The sequence below is a fragment of the Neptunicella sp. genome (assembly GCF_048268085.1).
GTDB lineage: Bacteria > Pseudomonadota > Gammaproteobacteria > Enterobacterales > Alteromonadaceae > Neptunicella.
The window spans coordinates 68340-89087 of the sequence record NZ_JBLWWF010000011.1 but is presented as its reverse complement, the minus strand read 5'-3'; the positions used below and the strand labels follow the sequence as shown (position 1 = coordinate 89087).

The following is a 20748-nucleotide window of genomic DNA, read 5'->3' as shown; positions in this document are numbered from 1 at the left end:
GCAGCGGTTATTAACCCTTTATGGGGGATTCAGTTAGATAGTAATCTGGCTCTGGCAGCCTGAGTTAATTCCAGCCCCCGATCAAACTGTTCGATGATGTTTTGCATATCTGGAAAATTCTGGTGTTTGCTGAATGCCACATAAATATCACTAGACTCACCGTGAGGCCCTTTCAAAATAGTGTTTTCATCTAAGCCTAACATCTGCAAATGGTAACTGGCGACCTTATCAAACATTATGGCTGCATCGACTTCACCTGAGCGCAGCAAACCAATAATTTGTTGTTGTGTGGGCACCCTGACTTCTTTAAAGCGATGCCGCTGTTGCTCGTAGGCATTACCATATTCATAGCCAATAATTCCGGCAATGCTCATTCCATCAGGGGCTTCTTCAATGCTAGTGAAGTGCATGGGATGTTTAGGATTAAAATAAAAGGATGTTGGGGCCTCAAATAATTTATGGCGACCGAATTGGAATAATTTTTCGGTGGATAATTGTTTGGTGACGTTAAAGCAGCCCTGTACAACGCCCATTTCGGTCAAGCGAAGTGCTCTGGCGTATGGCGCTACAACAAATTTCACTTTAACCCCAACCGCGTCAAAGGCAGCTTGAATGATTTGTTTGGATATTCCCTCTCCATCTGCTCTGGCATAAGGGGGCCAGCTATTTTCTGCTGCTATGGTGACCACTTGCGGAGCAGCAAAACAGGATGAATTGCTTATCAATAGCATGGTAAATAAGACTGCCAAACGTCGATATAGATGCATCATTAATCACTGTGCTGAATTAACATATTGAAATATAGGTTTTTTTCATTAATGAAATTTTAGCATATACAAATGTATTGGCGGTTAACAGTAGATTTTTGGGTTTTATCGGGAATTAGGCAAAGAGTAAGGTTGTATTGGCAAATTAACTGGCCTTACTTGATATTAAGGCCGCTAAAGTGAGCGGCCTTAAGAAAATGAACACGACTAGCGGGTTAAATTAAACACTCACATGCAATCGCACATCAATATTACCGCGAGTAGCATTGGAATAGGGGCATACTTGATGCGCTTTTTCAGATAATTGTTCTGCTACGCTTTGCTCCAGCCCCGGCAAATTGATGTGCAAATCGATATCCAGACCAAATCCACCGTCTATTTTGCCAATACCCACTTCGGCCTTGATAGTGGTGTCTTGTGGGATACTGACTTTCTGTTCGCCACCGACAAATTTTAGTGCGCCAATAAAACAGGCTGAGTAACCGGCAGCAAATAACTGCTCGGGGTTAGTGGCTTCACCACCAGCACCGCCTAATTCTTTTGGGGTAGCCAGTTTTACATTTAACACTTTGTCACTGGAAATCGCTTGGCCGTCTCGGCCCCCGGTGGATGTTGCTACTGCTTTATATAGTACTTGCATGGTTTATCCTCGTATTAGGGTTAACTATCAATCGTTGATTACAAGGATTATGTTATCGCAATAATAGTTATTGCGATAACTATTTGTTAGATCCAATAATGCTAAATAATTATTTTTTAATCAAGATGGCTTCTGACTTGCTCAAGTTGAGCTTTTAATGACAACGCATCGCTTACTTCCAGGCCGGTAGAACATAAGACTTTATTTGGGATGTTGGCAGCACGCTCTTTCAATGCAATTCCTGCTTGGGTTAGATATATGTTAACCAATCTGTCGTCATGCTCATTGCGTTGACGGGTAATGAGCTGTTGTTTTTCGAGTCTTTTAATCACTGGGCTGAGCGCCCCTTTTTCCTGATGTAGCAATTTGCTGATATTGGTTATGGTGATGCCATCATGCTCCCATAGCAACATCATAATCAGGTATTGCGGATAGGTGAGATCTAATTCAGCAAGCAATGGTTTATATAGCCGACTCATTGCGAGTGAGGTCGAATAAAGTGCAAAACATAATTGGTTATGTAGTTTGAGAGATTCTATAGCCGTTTGCTTCATGTCTTACCAATGCTTAATTAAATAACAATAACGCTAGTATGCCAGAGCTTGAGGCCTTAGTAATGCATCATGTATTTTGAGTCCACAGCCGCGGTGTTAACCAGAGTTAAGCGGTCTGCTAGCGTAATACTCGCGCTCGACCATTCGACTTCTGTGCATGAACCGCAGTACGTAGGTGCGAACCCCAGTGATCCGCCGGTTCAAATAGCGGCATATTCTTGATGAAATAATTTGCTATGTGTATTGGTGTATTATATAACTAATACACATAGTGTTAATTAAGGACAGTGATTTGCCACTATCTCCGTTTATTTTTCAGCTTGCTCCGAGTTCTGGTGTCCCCATTTATCGTCAGTTAATGGAGCAAATAAACCGCATGACGGCTAGCCAGCAGATTAAGGCCGGTGACTATCTGCCTTCTGTACGCCAGCTTGCCACAGAGTTAGATGTCAACCCTATGACCATTTCTAAAGCATATGGGTTGTTAGAAGCTCAGGGGACACTGAAACGAGTTCGCGGTAAGGGCATGGTGGTAGTGGAATCGACACAAAAACAGTCGATAGAACATCGCTTAAACGCATTAAATCCGTTAGTAAACGATTTGATTAAACAATGTCAGCAACTTGATATTGACCAAGATCAAGTTCTGAACTGGCTCAAGGAACAATTTAAAAAGGAATGGATATGAGTATATTGCAATTAACCAACGTTTCTAAGGCTTATTCAAACACTCCCGTGCTGGATGGCGTTAATTTAAGCTTGCGGTCGGGCCAAGTCATGGGGCTTATTGGCCACAATGGTTCCGGTAAAACAACACTGATAAAAACCGCATTAGGTTTACTTCAAGCCGATAGTGGTAGCGCACAATTATGGGGTAATTCAGCGTGGGAATTATCGGCTGACAATAAACAGAAGCTGGGTTTTGTGCCGCAAACGATGGATAGCTTTAACGGCTTAACGGCCAAACAATTAATAGAGTATTGCGGGGCTTTTTATAATCATTGGGACAGTGCCAAAGCGAAACAATTAATGGTGGATTGGCAACTCAATGAAAAGCAGCTGATTGGTGAGATGTCAGAAGGCCAGCGTCAGCGCCTCGCAATTATCAGTGGGTTAAGTCATTCGCCAACATTACTGGTATTAGATGAGCCAGCAGCGGCTCTGGATCCTTCAGCTCGTCGTCAGTTAATTAAACAATTAATCGATATGAATAGTGATAGTCAAACCAGCATTCTTTTTTCTACCCATATTACTTCGGATATAGAGCGAGTCGCCTCGGATGTTGCATTTTTAAAAGACGGTAAGGTTATTTTTCAAGGGGCAATAGATGAACTGAAAGAAAAGGTCGTGCGTTTACATATCAGCGGTGAAAATTTGCCACACCGTTTATCGGAATTGTCGTGCCTGAATCAGCAAATAAAAGGCAATAAAGCGCTGCTCAGCGTTACTGATTATTCTGAATTGCTCCATCAACAATTGATTGAAAAGCTGCAAGTAAGTGTCGATGTTGAATATCTAAATATGGAGGATATTTTTCTGGAGATCGACTCATGCACCCGTTAATTGCCATTGTAAAAAGAGATTGGCATAACCAGTCTTATAAGTTGCTGTTTGCCTTTGCTGCGTTGTTTTTTTATCTGGGATTGTCGGCGGCAAGCAGTGCCACCAACACCAATATTATTGGCTGGGTTAGCTTATTAATTTGCGTAGAAGTGACCACCAGAAATGCCCGTAATTTGGCTAATTGCTATGGGCACTATCTTGGTTTTGTCCTGCCTGATTACGGTTACTATCAATTTGTTGTTTCGGTCGTTTACAGCTTACTGATGTTTACTCTTGTAGCATTGCTGTTTGCGGTGAGCATAAGTCACTGGCTGGTATTGGTTGCGGCATTTTATGTACTTGCGACGCTTTTGTATCTGTTTCCTGTTGCCAAGACAATCTCGGTGATGTGGGGAGCGTTGTTCGTATTAATAACACTGATGAGTGGCAGTCTTTTTTTTCAGGGTATCATAGGGTTGTTTGAGTGGTTAAATGGCCTGGAGCAGTCTGTGCAATTTTTCGCCGGTAATTTGTCCAGTCAATTGATTTATATGTTAGCTTATTTGCTTGGTTGTGCACTATTTACTATCGTATGCCTGACTCTTTGTTTGAGTCGCCACCAGCTTAAACAGGAATACAATCCTGATGCAATGCCATTGAGCTGGAGACAAAATGATCCTTTAAACATCTTGTCCGGAAGCTTGGCTCGTTACTCGTTGTTTTCTCGCATAAGTCGAAGGCTAGGGCGCTTTATTGCCGGAAAAACCTCACTGGAAAAATTATGTTATCTCGACCGGGATGAACGGATATTTTATGTCATATTTTTGCTGATTTTGCTCGGTATTCTAGGCTTTGTTAACGTTATGCTGCCGCAAGACCCTAACCCCGAAGGCGTTATCATTCCACTGGCAATATTCTTTTGCTTTTTCGTTATCGCTATTTATTCGGCAAACAGTGTAGAGTTTCTAAAAAGAAAAAGTAAATTTGCCTATTTATGGCTAACTCATTCAGCTAACAGTCGCCAAACTTATATGAATTGTCTGGTAAAACTGCTGGCGACAAGGCTACTTCGCAGCATACTGTTATTTACCATACCAATAATGCTGATGATGTTATGTTATTCAGGGTATAAATTGAGTTTACTTGTATTGTTAAGCGGTGTGATTTTGCTTTTGCCATCTCTATTGCTACAAATCGCTTATTCCCTGTTCGTGACGATGACCATGGAAGCGGGTAGCTGGTTACGCTATCAATCGGTTATTTTTTCAGTCATAAATATCTTTGTTGCAGTTGCGATGCTTTGGTTCGTTAAGCCAAATTTGTGGTGGTATGCCTGTTACCCGGTGAGCAGTATTGTGGTGGGTATGGTGATCCTCAAGTATTGGCAGCGGTACGTTCTTGAGATGTAATACCGGCACATAAAAAATCCGATAATCTGTGATTATCGGATTTGATAGTTGCGGTTATGCGGTCGTTTTTTAATCGGGATCCGCTTATTTAAGAAACGAAAAAATCGCTTTGGCTATGTCGGTATTATCCAGATGACCGGCAAATTTTTCGGCCCCAACGCCATAAGCAAATATTTGTACATCTCCGGCTGTATGACCGCGAGATGTCCAGCCGGTGATAGTACGGTGGCTGATGACCTCGACTAGCGCGTCACGTAACATTTTATCTTTTTGCTTGCTGGCGTTGAGTAATTTTTGTTTTTCTTCGGTGGTTAAAGCAAAGTCAATGTACTTATTCCAAGTGGCCACGACATCATTAGTTTTGATCATTTCTTTGCTTAAGGTCTCAATAGAGGCATGAATTTGATGGACCAAGTCACGTTTCCACAGATACTGTCCATAACCGCCAATACTTAACCCCCCTGTGCTGTGATCGGCGGTAACAACAACCAAGGTGTCGCCCTGTTGTTGTGCAAAATCTCGGGCGGCCTTTATGGTGGCAGCGAAATCGTCCAATTCTCCCATTGCACAGGCAACATCGTTAGCGTGAGAACACCAGTCAATTTGGCTGCCTTCTATCATCATAAAGAAACCGTTGTCATTGTGCTGTGACAAAAGTGACAGGGCTTTTTGGGCCATCGGTTCTAATCGATGGGGTTGAGCGCTATCGATGGCAAAAGGTAATCCTACCGGAGCAAATAAACCTAAGGCAGGCAGTGCAGTGATGTTATCCAGTTGCTGTAAATCATCGGTATATTGATAACCGTAGTCTTCAAATTCCTTAACCAGATTGCGATCATCGCGAATAAAGTACTTGGTTCCACCGCCAAACATCAGATCCACAATAGGTTTGTCATTAATTAAGTTGCTTAGGTAGTTATCAGCGATCTGATCGTAGTTTTGGCGGCTTTCGTTATGGGCGATAAACGCAGCCGGTGTGGCATGATTAATTTGCGATGTGACCACAATCGCCGTTTGTTTACCCAGCTGTTTGGCTTTTTCCAATACGGTGGCGAGTGGTTCTTTATGGGCATCAACACCAATGGCACCGTTGTATGATTTTACACCGCTGCTCAATGCCGTGGCGGATGCGGCTGAGTCTGTGACGACAGTGTCATCATCAGGATAAGTTGATGCCATGCCCACCAGTAATTGATCAAAAATAGTGGTTTCGACTGCTTCTGTTGTCAGGTCATCGGTGTAATAACGATATGCAGTGGTATGTTCGACTCCCATTCCATCACCAATAAGGAAAATAATATTCTTGGGAACGTGGCTGGATTGAGTGTTAGTCACTGTATTTTGAGGAGTTGTAGCACAGGCTGTGGTTAACAGGCCGCAAAGAAGTAACAGGCCAATTGATATGTTTTTCATAAGTATGGATAACCTTAGTCAGTCATATAGGGATAAATGTAATCAACGCATTGTAAACTGCTTGAATATAAAAGTAATGGTTGGATATGACGTTTTTATTATTTAAGCGAAGTGGTGAATAAAAAAGGCTAATTAATGTCGGTATTTTATTTAAAATCAGATGCTTACGTATGATTATTGGTGAACGGTAGCGACGGCGGATTGACTAATAAAATCTCGTCTGGCGAGCTATTAACTATCAGCCTCCCCGCTGCAGCGGGGAGGCTGCTATCAGATTATTCAAATAATTCCTGATGTAATTCAGTCACGACTTGAGTACTGTTATTTTCATTAACCAGAAAAGACATATTATGAGGGTTTGCTCCGTAACAAATCATGCGCAGGTTATGATTTTGTAACGCGTTAAATATGCGGCTCGATACCCCCGCTTGGCTGTGCATGTTATTACCTACCACCGTAACCAGATCGTAGCCTTCTTCCACATTGACTTCACAGATTTGGCGCAGATCGTTGATGGTTTGCTGGTTGATTTTTTTGCGAACCGAATTAGGTGGATTATCGATTGTCATCGACACTGAGATTTCTGATGTGGTAACCAGATCGACACTAATATTATGCTTGGCAATAATACCGAAAACCTGCGACAGAAAACCCGGAGCATATAACATGCTGGGGGTTTTTACCGTCACCATAACTTGATCTTTACGACGGGTAATGGCTCGATAATAAGGTTCGTCACCACAATCTTTGGCAATCCATGTGCCGCCTTTTTCCGGCTCACGGCTGGAACCGACAAAGACACGAATATTCTTACGTAACGCTGGCACCATGGTGGCCGGGTGCAAGACTTTAGCGCCGAAAGTTGCCATTTCAGCGGCTTCATCAAAACTTAATTCAGGTAACGGTCGGGCTTTATCGGTAATGCGAGGATCGGTGGTGTACACACCAATCACGTCAGTCCAAATCTCGCAAGTTTGAGCGTTTAAGGCTTCGGCTAGTAATGCCGCAGTGTAGTCAGACCCACCACGACCTAAAGTTGTGGTTTTGTTATTGCTATTGGATCCCACAAAGCCCTGTGTCACCAGTACTTGTTCTGCTAAGGCGGGTGCCATCAATAATTGTGCTTGCTGCTCAATGGCCTCGATATCGGGCGTTCCCTGACCAAATTGACTATCGGTTTTAATCACTCTGCGGGCGTCAAAGTTTACTGCTGGGCAACCTAGTTGTTTTAATACTTCGGTAAACAACAGCGAGGACATCCGCTCGCCCATGGATAACAGTGCATCTTTGCCTTCAGCGCTGGCTAAATCGGCTTTGTTATGGGCTAACTCGGATAATTCACTGAGTAAACATTGCAGTTCAATTCGAGTTTCAGCAGCGTTATCGAGCTGTTCCAAAATGGCCAACTCAATTTTTTCAATTTGCTTAACCAGCATGTCAATTTGTGCTTCGGTCAGATCATCGTTAGCCAGTTCTACCAAATAGTTTGTCACGCCGGCAGAGGCGCTGACGACGGCGATCCGGGTATTGGTGTTATCGATAACGATGCGGGCACAGTTTTGCATTGCGGCAAAATCTGCCACACTGGTGCCACCGAATTTTGCAATATTGAGCGTGTTCATTAATTTATTCTAGTCCTGTAATTTGGTGATAGACCGTGACGCAACAAAGCCGGCTAAGTTAGCAGTTTTTGGTTCAGGATAAAATGAATTTATATCCATAAACTACGGTTTTTTATTCATTACTTATGATGTTTATGCATCATTTTTATTAAACCACCCTAGTTTAAATTACGCTGTTATTGCTCTTGTTGCGTTGGGCTTTTTATTCTAAGGCGTAGTGTATTTAAATCCTGAATCCAGCCACAATTAATTCCGTTGCGATAAGGTTATTAATTCTGACAGCAAGGCTTCTCCTTCACTATAGCAAAGACCATCTTCGGTCATGGTATTTTGGCGGGTAACGCCATCGACACTTCCCCTGGTGCTCAAAAATCGGATTATGTCTTCGGGTTTTATTTTCTCCAGTAGCGATATTCCCGTCCAGCGTTGCAAAAATAGAATAATGCCATAGGCGGCCCAATTGGAGACATCGGCAATCACCAATTCAGTACAGGTTGTCACACTGGGGACAATATTTAGATGACTTAGGCGCTGATGAATATTACCCATACCAATTTCATTGCCACCATCCCCAATACCAATGCTGGGGCAATGACTTTCTGACATAAAATAGTCAAAACAGGCGCAGCGCTGGCTGATGTCTTCTCCTCGCATATTGAAAAAACGGCCATTAGCGGTCATTCCGGCACGTTCAATCGAGATGACGGCTTGGGGTTGCAACTGTTGCAGAATCGCGATGCTTTTCTGCTTGGCATTGTCCAAATCGCCGACCGCCAGTTGCACTGAGTTATAGTGATCTTTTACCGCGCTATATAATGGATCACCGCAAACTAAAATAGGTGTGGCGGCTAATTGTTCCAATGCCAAATATAAGGCGATTGCCCCGACCGGCCCGTCCGTTTCGAAGGTGTTATTCACTGGAAACCCGGTGCCAATTAATATATTACCGTTCAGATTGAGCAATAATTGCGCTGCTCTGGCGCAATAGCCCGGGGCTAATAAAGGTTGAACACTTTGCATCCCGCGCAGATTTCTGGCTACCAGTAAATTTTCAATTTCATGGCTTAATTGCAGATCGGTAAGGCTGAGTGGGGCGGCCATAAGTGGTAGTCCTTGCTGTAAAGTGTATGGGTTATTGATGGGTGGCGAGGCTGCGATTAGTGATATCGGTGACCAACATGCACCCCGGACTATGGGTAATGCAAAACGGGGGTTTAGCCTGTTCCAGCGCAACTTGCGGTGTGACCCCACAGGCCCAGAAAACCGGCACTTCGTTTGGTTTGATATTGACCGCATCACCAAAATCGGGTCGGTTAATATCATTAATGCCAATCATGGCGGGATCACCGAAATGGATGGGGGCGCCATGCACAGAAGGGAAACGACTGCATACTTGTACCGCGCGGATAGCATCAGCCGGTAGCATTGGGCGCATGCTGACGACCATATCACCACTGAATCGTCCGGCCGGTTGGCACCTTATATTGGTTCGGTACATGGGGACATTTTTGTTTTCGCTGATATTGCGGATTTCGATGCCATCAGCAATTAATGCTTCTTCAAAGGAAAAAGAACACCCTAAGAAAAATGTGACCAAATCGTCACGCCAGTAATCGGCAATATCGGCTACTTCACCCATCAGCTTTCCCTGTTCGAATATTCGGTATTGGGGTAAATCATGACGAATATCAATGTCTTCACCGACTTTATCCAAATGAATATCTCCCGGTTTTTCCGACATGGCGATAATCGGACAGGGGCGCGGGTTTGATTCACAAAACTGTAGAAAATCAACCGCCCAATCTGCCGGTAAAATCACCATGTTACATTGTACAAAACCAGGGGCTAAACCTGATGTGTTACCGATGATTTGCTGTTGACGAATTTGTTGACGAATTTGCTTTGGAGTTAACACTGACACGGGATTATCCAACCAGATGGTATTGATAGTGGATAATACACTGCCCCTGTTACCCATTACAAATAGCGAATGAGGGGGAAGAAATAGTCTGGACTAAATTAGCTTCCTCGAAGTCCGCCTGTATGCAGCAGCAATATTTTGCTTCCCACCGGAAAGTACTGCTCCGCCAGTAATTCGCGTGCGGCATAAAATAACTTGCCGCTATACACCGGCTCCAGCGGAATTTGATATTGCTGAGTAAACTGCTGACAGAAATGGACTAATTCAGCCGGTTGCTTGGCATAGCCACCATGATGAAAATGATGAGCGATTTGCCATTCTGTCGTTGCTGTTTCAGATAGTAGCTCACTGACAAGCTGTTCCAGATACCCTTGACCCTTGAGCATTGCGATGCCAATTATTTTGGGATCCACATTATGTTGAATGAAACCGGCTAAGGTACCGCCACTGGCCACAGGCAGTAAAATGTAATCATAATGGTGAGTGAGTTCGTCGATGATTTCCGCGACGCCTTGTAATGCTAGTGCTTGTGAGCCGCCTTCGGGAATGATTACCGCTTCCGGATACTGTTGTTGTAGCGTCCGTGAATAATTTGATTCAGCGCGGCGTTGATAGGTTTTTTTATCTACAAAGTTAATCGTCGCCCCCCAACTGACCAGATCGGTTAGGGTCGGAGTCATATTGGCTGAATAATCACCCCGCACAATGGCGGTAAAGGCGATATTGAGTTGTTGGCAGCAATAGGCTAACGCGTGGAGATGGTTGGAATGGCCACCGCCAAAACTGATGACATGGGTGGTATGCCCCTCACTAATAGCTTGTAAGGCATACTTTAATTTACGCCACTTGTTACCCGAAATGACCGGATGGAGCAGATCATCGCGTTTTATCCATAGCTGACATTGATTGGGGTTTGGCCAGTCGGTATCTAACCGATGTTCAGGCGAGGGTGTTTTTATCTGTAAAATGTGTTCTAACATGTCAGACTGGAATGGTTGTGAGTGATATTGCGACAAGCAATGTGATTAATAGAAACAGACTAACCTTTAGGGGAAACACGATGCAAACAATACTTATCTGTTTATTTATTGCTATTTTACTTCCGATTATAACTAAAATCCCGCTGGCCATCGCACAGGGCAAGGAAGGTTATGATAATCAAAACCCTCGAAGCCAGCAGGCGCGTTTAACCGGATTCGGTGCGCGTGCTAAAGCCAGCCATGAAAATGCTTTTGAGGCATTAATCATGTTTGCTCCCGGTGTACTGGCGTTGATTGGTATGGCTGGTGTGACTCATACGGCAATTCATTATGCCATGGGCTGGATTGTTGCGCGGATCGCATACCATATTTGTTATTTAGTGAATCTGGATAAGATCCGTTCGTTGTTCTGGTTTGTAGGCTATGCGCTGTCGTTACTTATTTTATGGGAAGCGATAAAAATTGCCGGAATGACATTGGAATAAAATGGCAGTTGAGACAAAAAAGCCAGCTATTAAGCTGGCTTTTAAAATGTCAGATTATTACCCTGTAGGCGCTAATCAAATTCAACACTGAGCAATTCAGTTGAGCCACTAAAGGTTAAGGTTTCAATCTTGTCATCCTTACCCTCAATATTTACCGTGTTAATCTGGCTTGGCCATAATTCACGCAGTGCATTGTGGCGTACTGACAAGTTGTGTAATTCAACCGGAATATCGGTTTCCTGATAGACCCAGAAAAATTTACCGTCCACTTCAAATCCCACCTTACTTAAAGCCAGAGGCTCTCCGTCTTTAAGTAGTTCAAACCGTTTAGCCACATAATCACTAAAGGTTTGCTGGGTGTCTTTGGAGCGCAGAATATCCGCCTGTTGACCAAAAATACTACGTACCGCATGTTCCGCATCATGCAAAAAGAACTTATGCATTACTTCAATATGCTGGGTTCGCGTATTAAATAATACCGTCGTAATTGCCGCTTTTTGCTGGTGCGCAAAACTGGGCACCAGTGCAGAACTAATCAGTAATGTAATGCTAATCAACAGGCGTAACATCTAATTATTCCTTGTCAGCGTCTTTATCTTCATCATCCGATTTCAACTCGGTTTTGATGTCTTGCATAATGTCGCGAGAGACTTTGCTGGTACTTTTCTTCTTCTTGTAGGCTTCTACGCGAGAAGGAATGATGCGACGGGGATAATAGTTGTTTTCAATATCCACATCGGCTGTTTCCCAGCGAGGGTCGATTTCGACACTGGTCAGTACTTTGTCTTTATCAGTCACGATTAATTTACTTACCGCTTCTGAGTTACGACGCCAAATTTCCGCTGGAATGCGCATGTTTTGGGTGCTGCCATCGGCAAAGTCGAGTTTTAAAATAATCGGCATAACCAAGCCACCTTTATTTGAAAACTGCAATACATAATAGTTTTTGTCTTCCTTGATGGCACGTTCAAAGGCAGTGCGTTCCCAGTCTTTCAATCCTTTAAGGAATTTGCGGTACGCATTACGCTCTTTGTTGGTGACCGTAAAGCGGTCATTTTCGTCGTAAAAATCAGTGACATCGGGGTTTTTATCGACCCACAATTTAAGGCCGGTATTTTTGTTGCGTTCATCGGTTAATGAAAGCGGTTTGTCGGCTTCAATTTGACGTTCACGCGCAAAATCAATATCAGGATCTTTGGTGTCCATACGCATTGAGTAAACCCGATCAATAGAAATATCTACATGATCAGTGGTATAGAACCAGCCACGCCAGAACCAATCTAAATCAACACCACTGGCTTCTTCCATGGTACGGAAGAAATCAGACGGGGTGGGGCGTTTAAACATCCAGCGGTTGGCATATTCTTTAAACGCAAAGTCGAATAATTCACGGCCTAAAATGGTTTCACGCAAAATATTTAGCGCCACTGCGGGTTTGGTATAGGCATTCGGGCCTAAGCGCAATACGCTGTCAGACTGAGTCATGACGGGGACCTGATTGCTGGATTTCATGTAATCCACGACATCACGAGGTTCTACGCCCCAAGGAATTTGTGGATCCCACTCACGACCGGCTACACCGTCAAGGAAGCTGTTCAAACCTTCGTCCATCCAGGTCCACTGACGTTCATCAGAGTTCACAATCATGGGGAAATAAGTGTGACCAATTTCGTGGATCACCACCCCAATCAAGAAACGTTTTTCCGATTGAGAATAGGTACGGCTGCCATCGTCCTGTAATTCGGTACGTGGTCCGTTAAAGGTAATCATCGGATATTCCATGCCGCCCACTGGGCCATTCACTGACTGTGAGGTCGGGTAAGGGTAGTCAAATGAGAAACGCGAATAGACTTCAAGCGTATGTACAATGGCTTCAGTGGAATATTTTTTCCATAGATCGCCACCTTCTTTGGGATAAAAAGACATCGCCATTACCAGTGGCTCAACGCTGCCACCTTGATGATACCCTTTGGCATCCCACATAAATTTGCGTGAAGAACCCCAGGCAAAATCACGTACATTATCCGCTTTAAAGCGCCAGGTTTTTTGCTTGTTGGTGCCTTGTTTTTCATTTTCCAAGGCTTCTTGTTCGGTCACAATAAACACCGGACGCTTGGTGTCTTTGGCCTGCTCAAGGCGTTTTTGTTGTTCCTTGGTCAGTACCTCTTTGGCATTTTGCAATTCACCGGTGGCAGCCACAATGTGGTCAGCCGGTACGGTTAACTCAACATCATAATCACCAAATTCCAGAGTGAACTCACCACGACCTAAAAACTCTTTGTTCGTCCACGCTTCGTAATCGGTGTAAGCGTGCAAACGGGGAAACCACTGGGCTAATAAAAATATATCGTTGCCACCTTCACGAGCATCATCGGGGAAGTGCTCGTAACCGGAACGGCCTGATACGGCGTCTTCTTCGATAATGTTAAATGCGTAGTTCATTGAGAAATCAACGCTGCTACCGGGTTTTAGCGGCTTGGCTAAGTCGATACGCATATTCGTACCCACGACAACATGATGCAGCTTGTTACCGGCACTATCTTTGAGATTCAAGATTTCATAACCCAGCTCATGATCGGCCATAAATTGCTGACGGCGCAATTCTGCCAAACTTAACTTGGCTGGCGTATTGGCATCACCGGCACTCGTTGCTGGCCCACGGCGAGCAGGATCGGCAAAAGCGGTGGAAAGCTCAGCCATTGAGTCTGATTTAAATTTATTTTGGTCAAGTTGTAACCACAAATATTTCAGCGTATCAGGCGAGTTGTTCGTGTATTTAATTTGCTCTGATGCTTCGATACGATGCTGTTTTTCATCCAGCTTGGCTTTGATTTTATAATCAACTTTTTGTTGCCAGTATTGATGTCCGGGTTCACCGGCAGCATTACGGTATACGTTAGGGGTGGGCAACGCTTCATCTAACTGACGAAACTTGTCTTCAAAGTGCCCTTTAGTTTGTTGAATAGTTGATGCTTGGGCAAAAGATGAAATCAATACCGCAGCACAAAATACAAGAGGTTTGTACATAGTTGCTCCTACAACAATTCCCCCTAATGTGAGGGATATTTTTATTAATCCGACCAACCGAAATGGTATGCCAGCGGCGCAGAATACCTAAATAGTGAGAGCGGATAAAGTGTAAACAGGTAGCGAAATGAGGTTAACTGTGGTGAAAAGTGTCCACTTGCGACGAGTTAACGGTTTTCTACGATGAATCGCGACGTTTCTGGGTAGGGCAGGATATTGGCGATTTCTCCTTGCACAATTTGTTGTTGCAGAGAACGCCAATAATCGGGATCCATTAATTCAGGATGGTAATGCTTAAGCAATATTTTAAGTGACTTTTTGCCGACAATAAAATGTTCAAATTGCTCGGGGAAAACATCATCCGGGGCGACGGATAATCTATCGAGTACATAAGGATCCTCCGATTGGGGCAAAAACCGGAAGTTGCGCTGTGACATTGTGCAAATTTCGTCGTAGTCATAAAAGATCACTCGACCATGGCGAGTAACGCCAAAGTTTTTATGTAACATGTCGCCGGGGAAAATATTCGCCGCGGCAATTTCCTTAATACAACGACCCAAATCGTTAATCACGGCCGCAATCTTATCTTCATCCTGTTCTTGTTGGAGATAAATATTCAGCGGTGTCATTTTACGTTCGATATACACATGTTTGATGATAACTTCGCTGTCGGTTAACTCAATATTGCTGGTTGCGACTTCTTGCAAGTGTGCCAGTAATGGCGTGGACAGGCGCTGTCTGGGTAATCGAAAGTTGGTAAACTCATGGGTATCGGCCATGCGTCCGACCCGATCATGCATTTTCACCATTTTGTAGCAGATTTTGACATGCTCACGGGTGATTTTTTTGCTTTCGGCAAATTCATCTTTAATGATCTTAAATACCACTCCATAAGATGGTAGATGGAACACTGTCATCACCAGTCCGGCAATACCGGGAGCGACATCCAGTAGATCCTGGCTGTGGTCTAAATGCTGAATAAAGTTGCGATAAAAAACGGTTTTACCATGTTTGTAAAAACCCAGTGCGCTGTATAGTTCGAAATGTTTTTTATTCGGTAATAACTCCTGCAGAAATGCCACCATTTCAGCCGGGTATTGACTGTCGGCTAGAAAATAGGAACGGGCAAAACCGAATAGTACACTCAGATCTTTGCGGTTGGTCAGCAATGCATCAACGTAAAGTTGTTTGTCTGGAGTTAGCATTAACGCAATCACAAAGGGTATGCTGTCATTTTCAGTGCAAATTCGTCCGATTAAATAGGCATTTTGATTGCGGTAAAAGATTGGAATTAACATCTCAATCGACTGCATCTTATGCAGTTCTTCGGTTGAATAGTGGTGGCGCAAATATTGTTCGATATGGTTAATGTCGCGGGATTTATTTGCCAGTTGAATATTCAGGTGATAACTGTCAAAAATCTCAGCCATGGCCTCGGTAATGGATTGATTGCCATTAAATACACGCACCACTTTATCTCTTACCTGACCCGCTAAATAGCAACGACTGGGTAGAACAAACATAATGGTGTCATCGATTTTCTGGTGGGTAAAAATTCGCCCTATTACCGAATTATAAAAGGTCTCGGCTAATTCGGTTTGCGGATGATTACTGAGTAATTTAAGGAACTGTTGTTTTAGTTCACGCCAAAATGATTCGGGCTGTTGTAGCGGCTGCATTTGTTGGTAAATTTTGCCGATGACATCGGCTAAATCCCCTTCATAGATGCTGATACGTTGTTTTACTGCCGCGCGAGATTGTTGCCATTGTCCTTGTTCAAAAAAGTGCTGGGCTTCACCGGTAATTCGGCTATAACGGCGAAAATGCCGCTCGAAGCCCTTGAGAATGACGTATGCAATTGAGGACACGAGATCGTTGTTTAACATGATGAGGTATTGGAGTGTAGTTGCTGCTGATAAATGTCAGTCAGTGCTTGACGCAGTTTTATTGCGCCTTGATGCAATCCTGCCAGCACAAATGCGCTATATTCGCCACTGGAGGCGTCCTTCTTGTTACCTTGCCGTACCAAATAAAATCCGGCTTTATACCAAAATGCCAATAGCTGCGGATTGGCACCAAATGAACTGCCAATAAAGTCATAACCCTGTTTACGCGCGTAACGACTGAGTTGGGTAATCAGGTATTGTCCCAGACCCTGGAATTGATATTCCGGTTGGATAGCAATGCGGTTGATGCGCAAATAGCGGTAGCATACCAAATCATGCCGATTAAAATTCATGCCCAGATTTTGTGGTAATAAATGCCCTTTGACGCGCCGTTTTCCCTCTGCAACATCAACCGCTAAGGGGCGTAAAAATTCGCCTCCTTCCAGATTCACTAATGCGGCTCCTAATAAGTGATCGTGTTGGCGCAATACAAACAGTTGTTGATCCGGTGCATCCAGTATCCGCACCAAGTCATCAGGTGTGGTTTGATAGTGAGCATTGATTAATAAACTAAATACCTGGGCAAGCAATGCAGGGTGATTAACCAGACTGGATTGTTCGATTAATTCGACCTGTAATGCTTGCTCCGGGATATAGCTTGTCGGCATCTCCAGCGAATTGAGCAACAAGGTATTAAACCAGAATCGTTCCAGTGGGTCGCCACGTTGCCAGCGGATGGGATGCTGCAAGTGTAATGTTTGATAATCGGGGAAATGTTGTTGTAAATAGCCCTTGAAACGAATTTCAAATCCACGTCCGCTGCCTTCATAGCCGTGAATGGTAGTAGAAAATACAATATTGGCATAATGGCGGGTAAGCGCTTGCAATAAGGGCGCTGGGATCGCAGCGGCTTCATCAACCATCACTATATCTGCTGATGGTAATTCTGCCAAAATACGATCCACTGGCTGAAACTCAACACGCTTTTCTCCCAGTCGTAGAGATTGTCGTTGTTGTTCGCAGCCGGGTAAACCGGATTGGGCGTGTTGAAATAGTTGACTGACAGAGGCAAAAATAGGTGCCGTCACTACAATACGCTGATACCCCGAATGGATTAATTGCGCGGCGGCGATACCTAATGCTGATGATTTGCCTCTGCCACGATCTGCGGTAATGACCAACGGCTGCGGGGAGGGAGACTTGGCCTGCGCTAAAATGGCCTCGACCGCTTGTTGTTGATCGGTTGTTTTGTATGGCGCATCAATTTTCTGCACTGGCTTTTGCAGGGGCATATTAGTGCCACAAAAATCACGCTGGTTGATTAATACCACATAGTCGTCTTGCTCAATATGCTGTTTTAACCAGGCTATAAATAGACTATGGCCTGCTTGCGGCGCATAACCAAAAGAGATCCTTTCGGTTTTTTGTGGATCATCAAAATCAGCCCATTGTGTTAGTGGAGGACAGATTATGATCATTAACCCTTGTTGAGCCACCACGCCACTAAGTGCGGCTAACGCATTGGCGCGAACTCCATCATAAGCGTTATATACTAATGCCTGATATTCGCGGCCAAGATGTTGATGGTATTGTTTGGCTTGTATATAGGGGTGCTTATCGGCGTTGTTACCACACCACAAGCAATGGTTTAGGTTGAGTCTGGTCAAAATTGACTGGGTTTGCTGACGAGCCCAATCCTGCTGATCGTGGATTACCACTAGCTGCCGTTGGCAGGGCACATTGAGGCGCTCTTCTAGCCATTGGTCTATCTTAGATTGAAGCATTAATTCTCTAGCCAATGATTTACATTATATAATGCCCTAGTTTATTGAAACTTGATAAGGAATACGAATGCGCTTTTTATCCCGCCGATTAGTAATGCCCAATGATTTAAATTATGCCAATGCCTTGTTTGGTGGTCGTGCTTTGGAATGGATTGATGAAGAAGCCGCGATTTACGCCATTTGTCAGCTGGAAACTAACTTTCTGGTCACCAAACATATTGGCGAAATCAGTTTTGAATCACCTGCCATTCAGGGGGACGTGGTTGAATTCGGTTTGGAAACCAAAAAAGTCGGACGTACTTCTATTACTGTCTCTTGTCTGGTGCGTAACAAAGCAACCAAAAAAACCATCTGTTACGCAGATGATATTGTGTTTGTGCGAGTTGATCCTGACAGCAAAAAACCAATGCCACACGGTAAAACCATGGAACAACTGGTTACTCAAACCGAAGAAGAAATTCGTAGTTTGAATATGACCGAGTAGTGAATAATGCCCCAATGACGGGGCTTTATCGCAACAGTAACTCAGTAAACTGTTGATTGGATTATATCGCTGTACGGAACAAATATGATGACCTCAGGCGTCCTTTCAATTTTTTCAACATGTTGCGCATACTATTTTCATATCAAGTGAGGGTTTTGATTGCTTTAATTGGCAATGATAGTGTTATCGTCAAACTGTAACCGAAAGTAGTTTATCTATTGTCTCGCCACAACAAGGAAAACTGATGATCGAAACCGATAAGGCAGCAAAGCCTGGCCGTGCAGCAGTGGGATTGGCCGTACTGGGGATTGTCTACGGTGATATTGGTACCAGTCCAATTTATGCCTTGCGTGAGTGTTTTCGTGGTGTCAGTCCAGTGCCTATCACCGAAGCCAATATTCTCGGCATTTTGTCGTTGATTTTCTGGTCATTGATTATTGTCGTGTCACTGAAATACATGGTCTTTGTCCTGCGCGCAAATAACCATGGAGAAGGCGGGATTTTTGCCTTGCTAGCGTTGTTGAATCCGGATAAAAGTCAGAATAACCGTTCGCGGCGCATACTGATATTAGTTGGGTTATTTGGTGCCAGTTTGCTTTATGGCGGGACCATGCTAACCCCGGCGATTTCGGTATTAAGTGCGGTGGAAGGTCTGGAAGTGGTGGCTCCCTCGCTGCAAACTTATGTTTTACCTATTACGGTGATTATTCTGGTTGTCCTGTTTGCCACTCAAAAACATGGTACGGCCAGAGTTGGAGCAATGTTTGGCCCCATTATGGTGGCATGGTTTGTAACGTTAGCGCTGCTCGGCTTGTACAGTATTATTAAACACCCGCAAGTGCTTTATGCCGTCGTCCCCTGGTATGCAGTGCAATTTATGATAGACAACCAATGGGCTGGTTTTTTGGTCCTGATCGGTGTTTTTTTGGTGGTCACAGGCGGAGAAGCGCTGTATGCCGACTTAGGGCATTTTGGGCCTGCGCCCATCCGAATGGTCTGGTTTTGTTGTGTGTTACCGGCATTATTATTGAATTATTTTGGTCAGGGGGCTTTTTTATTGGATAAACCGGAAGGGGATCTACAACCCTTTTTCCATATGGCACCTGAATGGGCATTATTGCCTTTAGTGGTGTTGAGTACTGCCGCAACGGTTATTGCGTCACAAGCGGTTATTACCGGCGCTTTTTCTCTGACCCGGCAGGCGGTACAACTGGGTTTTGTACCTCGTTTATTAGTTCTGCAAACCTCCAAGTATGCTCATGGTCAAATCTATATGCCGGCGGTCAACTGGCTACTAATGATTGCCGCAGTAACATTGGTCGTTACTTTTCGTTCGTCTGAAGGCTTGGCCGCCGCTTATGGCGTGAGTGTTAATGCAACGATGTTGGTAACCACCATTCTTGCATTTAATGTGGCGCGGGAGCGAGGAGGCTGGGGTTTAGCCAAAGCCGGTGCCTTGTTGTGTTTATTCTTGACGGTGGATTTAGCCTTTTTAACCGCAAATGCAGAGACTATTCCCCGTGGTGGCTGGTTTCCGGTGGCGATGGGAATGGTTATATTCACGGTAATGGTCACGTGGTGGCGCGGGGTTGAATTGTTGGTGGAGAATTATGAGGCCAATACTATTTCCGTTGAAACCCTGTTAGGACGGATTAAACATCAGCCACCGCAACGGGTGCCGGGGACTGGCGTATTTTTCACTACCCGTCCCGATGATGTGCCCCAAGTACTCATGCAATTGATAAAACTTAACAAGTTTCTGCATGAAAAAATTGTCATCGTAAATGTGAAAATGACGCGAGAACCACGGGTTGGAAATCATCAACGTACCCAGGTCACCGAGCACGGAGAAGGCATTTACGAAGTTAATTTACATTATGGTTTTATGCAGGGGTTTAATATTCCTTCCGATCTGGCCTATTGTGTTGAACATCGTGGTATGGCAGTCGATCTGGAAGATGCCACTTATTTTGTGGGCCGAACTTCGGTGATTGCCGATCGTAAAAGACATGCCATGATGGCTTGGCGCGACAAATTATTTGCCTTTATGCTACGCAATACGATGAACGCCACCTCACTGTATCAAATACCCTCAAACCGAGTGATAGAAATTGGTCTGCAACGGGGAATTTAAGTCGCTAGTCGACCCAATTCCCTGAGCGAAATTTATTTTTATTGCTGCTTTAAACCTTTCTCGACTACCCTGCGACTCATATTCCAAATACAAACAACAA

18 protein-coding genes are annotated in these 20748 nt (G+C 44.1%); 6 read left to right on the top strand and 12 right to left on the bottom strand.

What is annotated here, in order from left to right; genetic code table 11:
- Positions 1 to 29: 29 nt before the first annotated feature.
- The 3 genes from ACTD55_RS10545 to ACTD55_RS10535 all read right to left on the bottom strand — a co-directional run bounded on the left by ACTD55_RS10545 (position 30) and on the right by ACTD55_RS10535 (position 1961).
- A complete protein-coding gene (locus ACTD55_RS10545) occupies positions 30 to 770 on the bottom strand; it encodes a substrate-binding periplasmic protein (RefSeq protein WP_438864296.1) in 741 nt (246 codons plus the stop codon).
- Between the two features lie 217 nt (positions 771 to 987).
- Positions 988 to 1407 (bottom strand): organic hydroperoxide resistance protein, encoded by a 420-nt coding sequence (locus ACTD55_RS10540; RefSeq protein ID WP_438864295.1) that lies wholly within the window; start codon positions 1405 to 1407, stop codon positions 988 to 990.
- 116 nt (positions 1408 to 1523) lie between these two features.
- Complete coding sequence (locus ACTD55_RS10535; RefSeq protein ID WP_438864294.1) at positions 1524 to 1961, bottom strand: MarR family winged helix-turn-helix transcriptional regulator; 438 nt, start codon at positions 1959 to 1961, stop codon at positions 1524 to 1526.
- A 292-nt stretch (positions 1962 to 2253) separates the two neighbouring features.
- Between ACTD55_RS10535 and ACTD55_RS10530 the strand changes: the two genes are divergently transcribed.
- From ACTD55_RS10530 to ACTD55_RS10520, 3 genes are read left to right on the top strand one after another with little or no spacing between them, the layout of a single operon-like run.
- Positions 2254 to 2649 carry a GntR family transcriptional regulator gene (locus ACTD55_RS10530; protein WP_438864293.1) on the top strand — a complete coding sequence of 132 codons (396 nt, stop codon included), beginning with the start codon at positions 2254 to 2256 and terminating at the stop codon, positions 2647 to 2649.
- On the top strand, positions 2646 to 3524 hold the full coding sequence (locus ACTD55_RS10525; protein WP_438864292.1) for an ATP-binding cassette domain-containing protein: 879 nt from the start codon (positions 2646 to 2648) through the stop codon (positions 3522 to 3524). The genes ACTD55_RS10530 and ACTD55_RS10525 overlap by 4 nt, the downstream gene beginning before the upstream one ends.
- Positions 3512 to 4912: a hypothetical protein gene (locus ACTD55_RS10520; RefSeq protein ID WP_438864291.1), complete on the top strand. Its 1401-nt coding sequence runs from the start codon at positions 3512 to 3514 to the stop codon at positions 4910 to 4912. The genes ACTD55_RS10525 and ACTD55_RS10520 overlap by 13 nt, the downstream gene beginning before the upstream one ends.
- A gap of 84 nt (positions 4913 to 4996) precedes the next feature.
- Here the strand turns inward: ACTD55_RS10520 and ACTD55_RS10515 are convergent, their stop codons facing one another.
- The 5 genes from ACTD55_RS10515 to ACTD55_RS10495 all read right to left on the bottom strand — a co-directional run bounded on the left by ACTD55_RS10515 (position 4997) and on the right by ACTD55_RS10495 (position 10848).
- Positions 4997 to 6325, bottom strand: coding sequence for an alkaline phosphatase (locus ACTD55_RS10515; protein WP_438864290.1), 1329 nt, complete (start codon positions 6323 to 6325; stop codon positions 4997 to 4999).
- 275 nt (positions 6326 to 6600) lie between these two features.
- Positions 6601 to 7947 (bottom strand): lysine-sensitive aspartokinase 3, encoded by a 1347-nt coding sequence (lysC, locus tag ACTD55_RS10510; RefSeq protein ID WP_438864289.1) that lies wholly within the window; start codon positions 7945 to 7947, stop codon positions 6601 to 6603.
- Between the two features lie 246 nt (positions 7948 to 8193).
- Positions 8194 to 9048, bottom strand: coding sequence for a glutamate cyclase domain-containing protein (locus ACTD55_RS10505; RefSeq protein WP_438864288.1), 855 nt, complete (start codon positions 9046 to 9048; stop codon positions 8194 to 8196).
- Positions 9049 to 9079: 31 nt separating this feature from the next.
- Positions 9080 to 9868 (bottom strand): putative hydro-lyase, encoded by a 789-nt coding sequence (locus tag ACTD55_RS10500; protein WP_438864287.1) that lies wholly within the window; start codon positions 9866 to 9868, stop codon positions 9080 to 9082.
- 98 nt (positions 9869 to 9966) lie between these two features.
- Positions 9967 to 10848, bottom strand: coding sequence for a 1-aminocyclopropane-1-carboxylate deaminase/D-cysteine desulfhydrase (locus ACTD55_RS10495; protein ID WP_438864286.1), 882 nt, complete (start codon positions 10846 to 10848; stop codon positions 9967 to 9969).
- 80 nt (positions 10849 to 10928) lie between these two features.
- On the opposite strand from ACTD55_RS10495, the gene ACTD55_RS10490 reads away from it, so the two are divergent.
- Complete coding sequence (locus ACTD55_RS10490) at positions 10929 to 11333, top strand: MAPEG family protein (RefSeq protein ID WP_438864285.1); 405 nt, start codon at positions 10929 to 10931, stop codon at positions 11331 to 11333.
- 71 nt (positions 11334 to 11404) lie between these two features.
- On the opposite strand, the gene ACTD55_RS10485 is transcribed toward ACTD55_RS10490, so the two are convergent.
- The 4 genes from ACTD55_RS10485 to ACTD55_RS10470 all read right to left on the bottom strand — a co-directional run bounded on the left by ACTD55_RS10485 (position 11405) and on the right by ACTD55_RS10470 (position 18030).
- Positions 11405 to 11902 (bottom strand): DUF6702 family protein, encoded by a 498-nt coding sequence (locus tag ACTD55_RS10485; protein ID WP_438864284.1) that lies wholly within the window; start codon positions 11900 to 11902, stop codon positions 11405 to 11407.
- 4 nt (positions 11903 to 11906) lie between these two features.
- On the bottom strand, positions 11907 to 14360 hold the full coding sequence (locus ACTD55_RS10480; protein ID WP_438864283.1) for a M1 family metallopeptidase: 2454 nt from the start codon (positions 14358 to 14360) through the stop codon (positions 11907 to 11909).
- Between the two features lie 167 nt (positions 14361 to 14527).
- Complete coding sequence (aceK, locus tag ACTD55_RS10475; RefSeq protein ID WP_438864282.1) at positions 14528 to 16246, bottom strand: bifunctional isocitrate dehydrogenase kinase/phosphatase; 1719 nt, start codon at positions 16244 to 16246, stop codon at positions 14528 to 14530.
- Complete coding sequence (locus ACTD55_RS10470; protein WP_438864281.1) at positions 16240 to 18030, bottom strand: tRNA(Met) cytidine acetyltransferase TmcA; 1791 nt, start codon at positions 18028 to 18030, stop codon at positions 16240 to 16242. Before ACTD55_RS10470 ends, aceK begins: the two co-directional genes overlap by 7 nt.
- A gap of 67 nt (positions 18031 to 18097) precedes the next feature.
- Between ACTD55_RS10470 and ACTD55_RS10465 the strand changes: the two genes are divergently transcribed.
- Entirely contained in the window at positions 18098 to 18514 is a 417-nt protein-coding gene (locus tag ACTD55_RS10465) for an acyl-CoA thioesterase (protein WP_438864280.1), read from the top strand.
- 244 nt (positions 18515 to 18758) lie between these two features.
- Positions 18759 to 20648, top strand: a complete 1890-nt coding sequence (locus ACTD55_RS10460) for a potassium transporter Kup (protein WP_438864279.1) — start codon at positions 18759 to 18761, stop codon at positions 20646 to 20648.
- Positions 20649 to 20748: the final 100 nt, after the last annotated feature.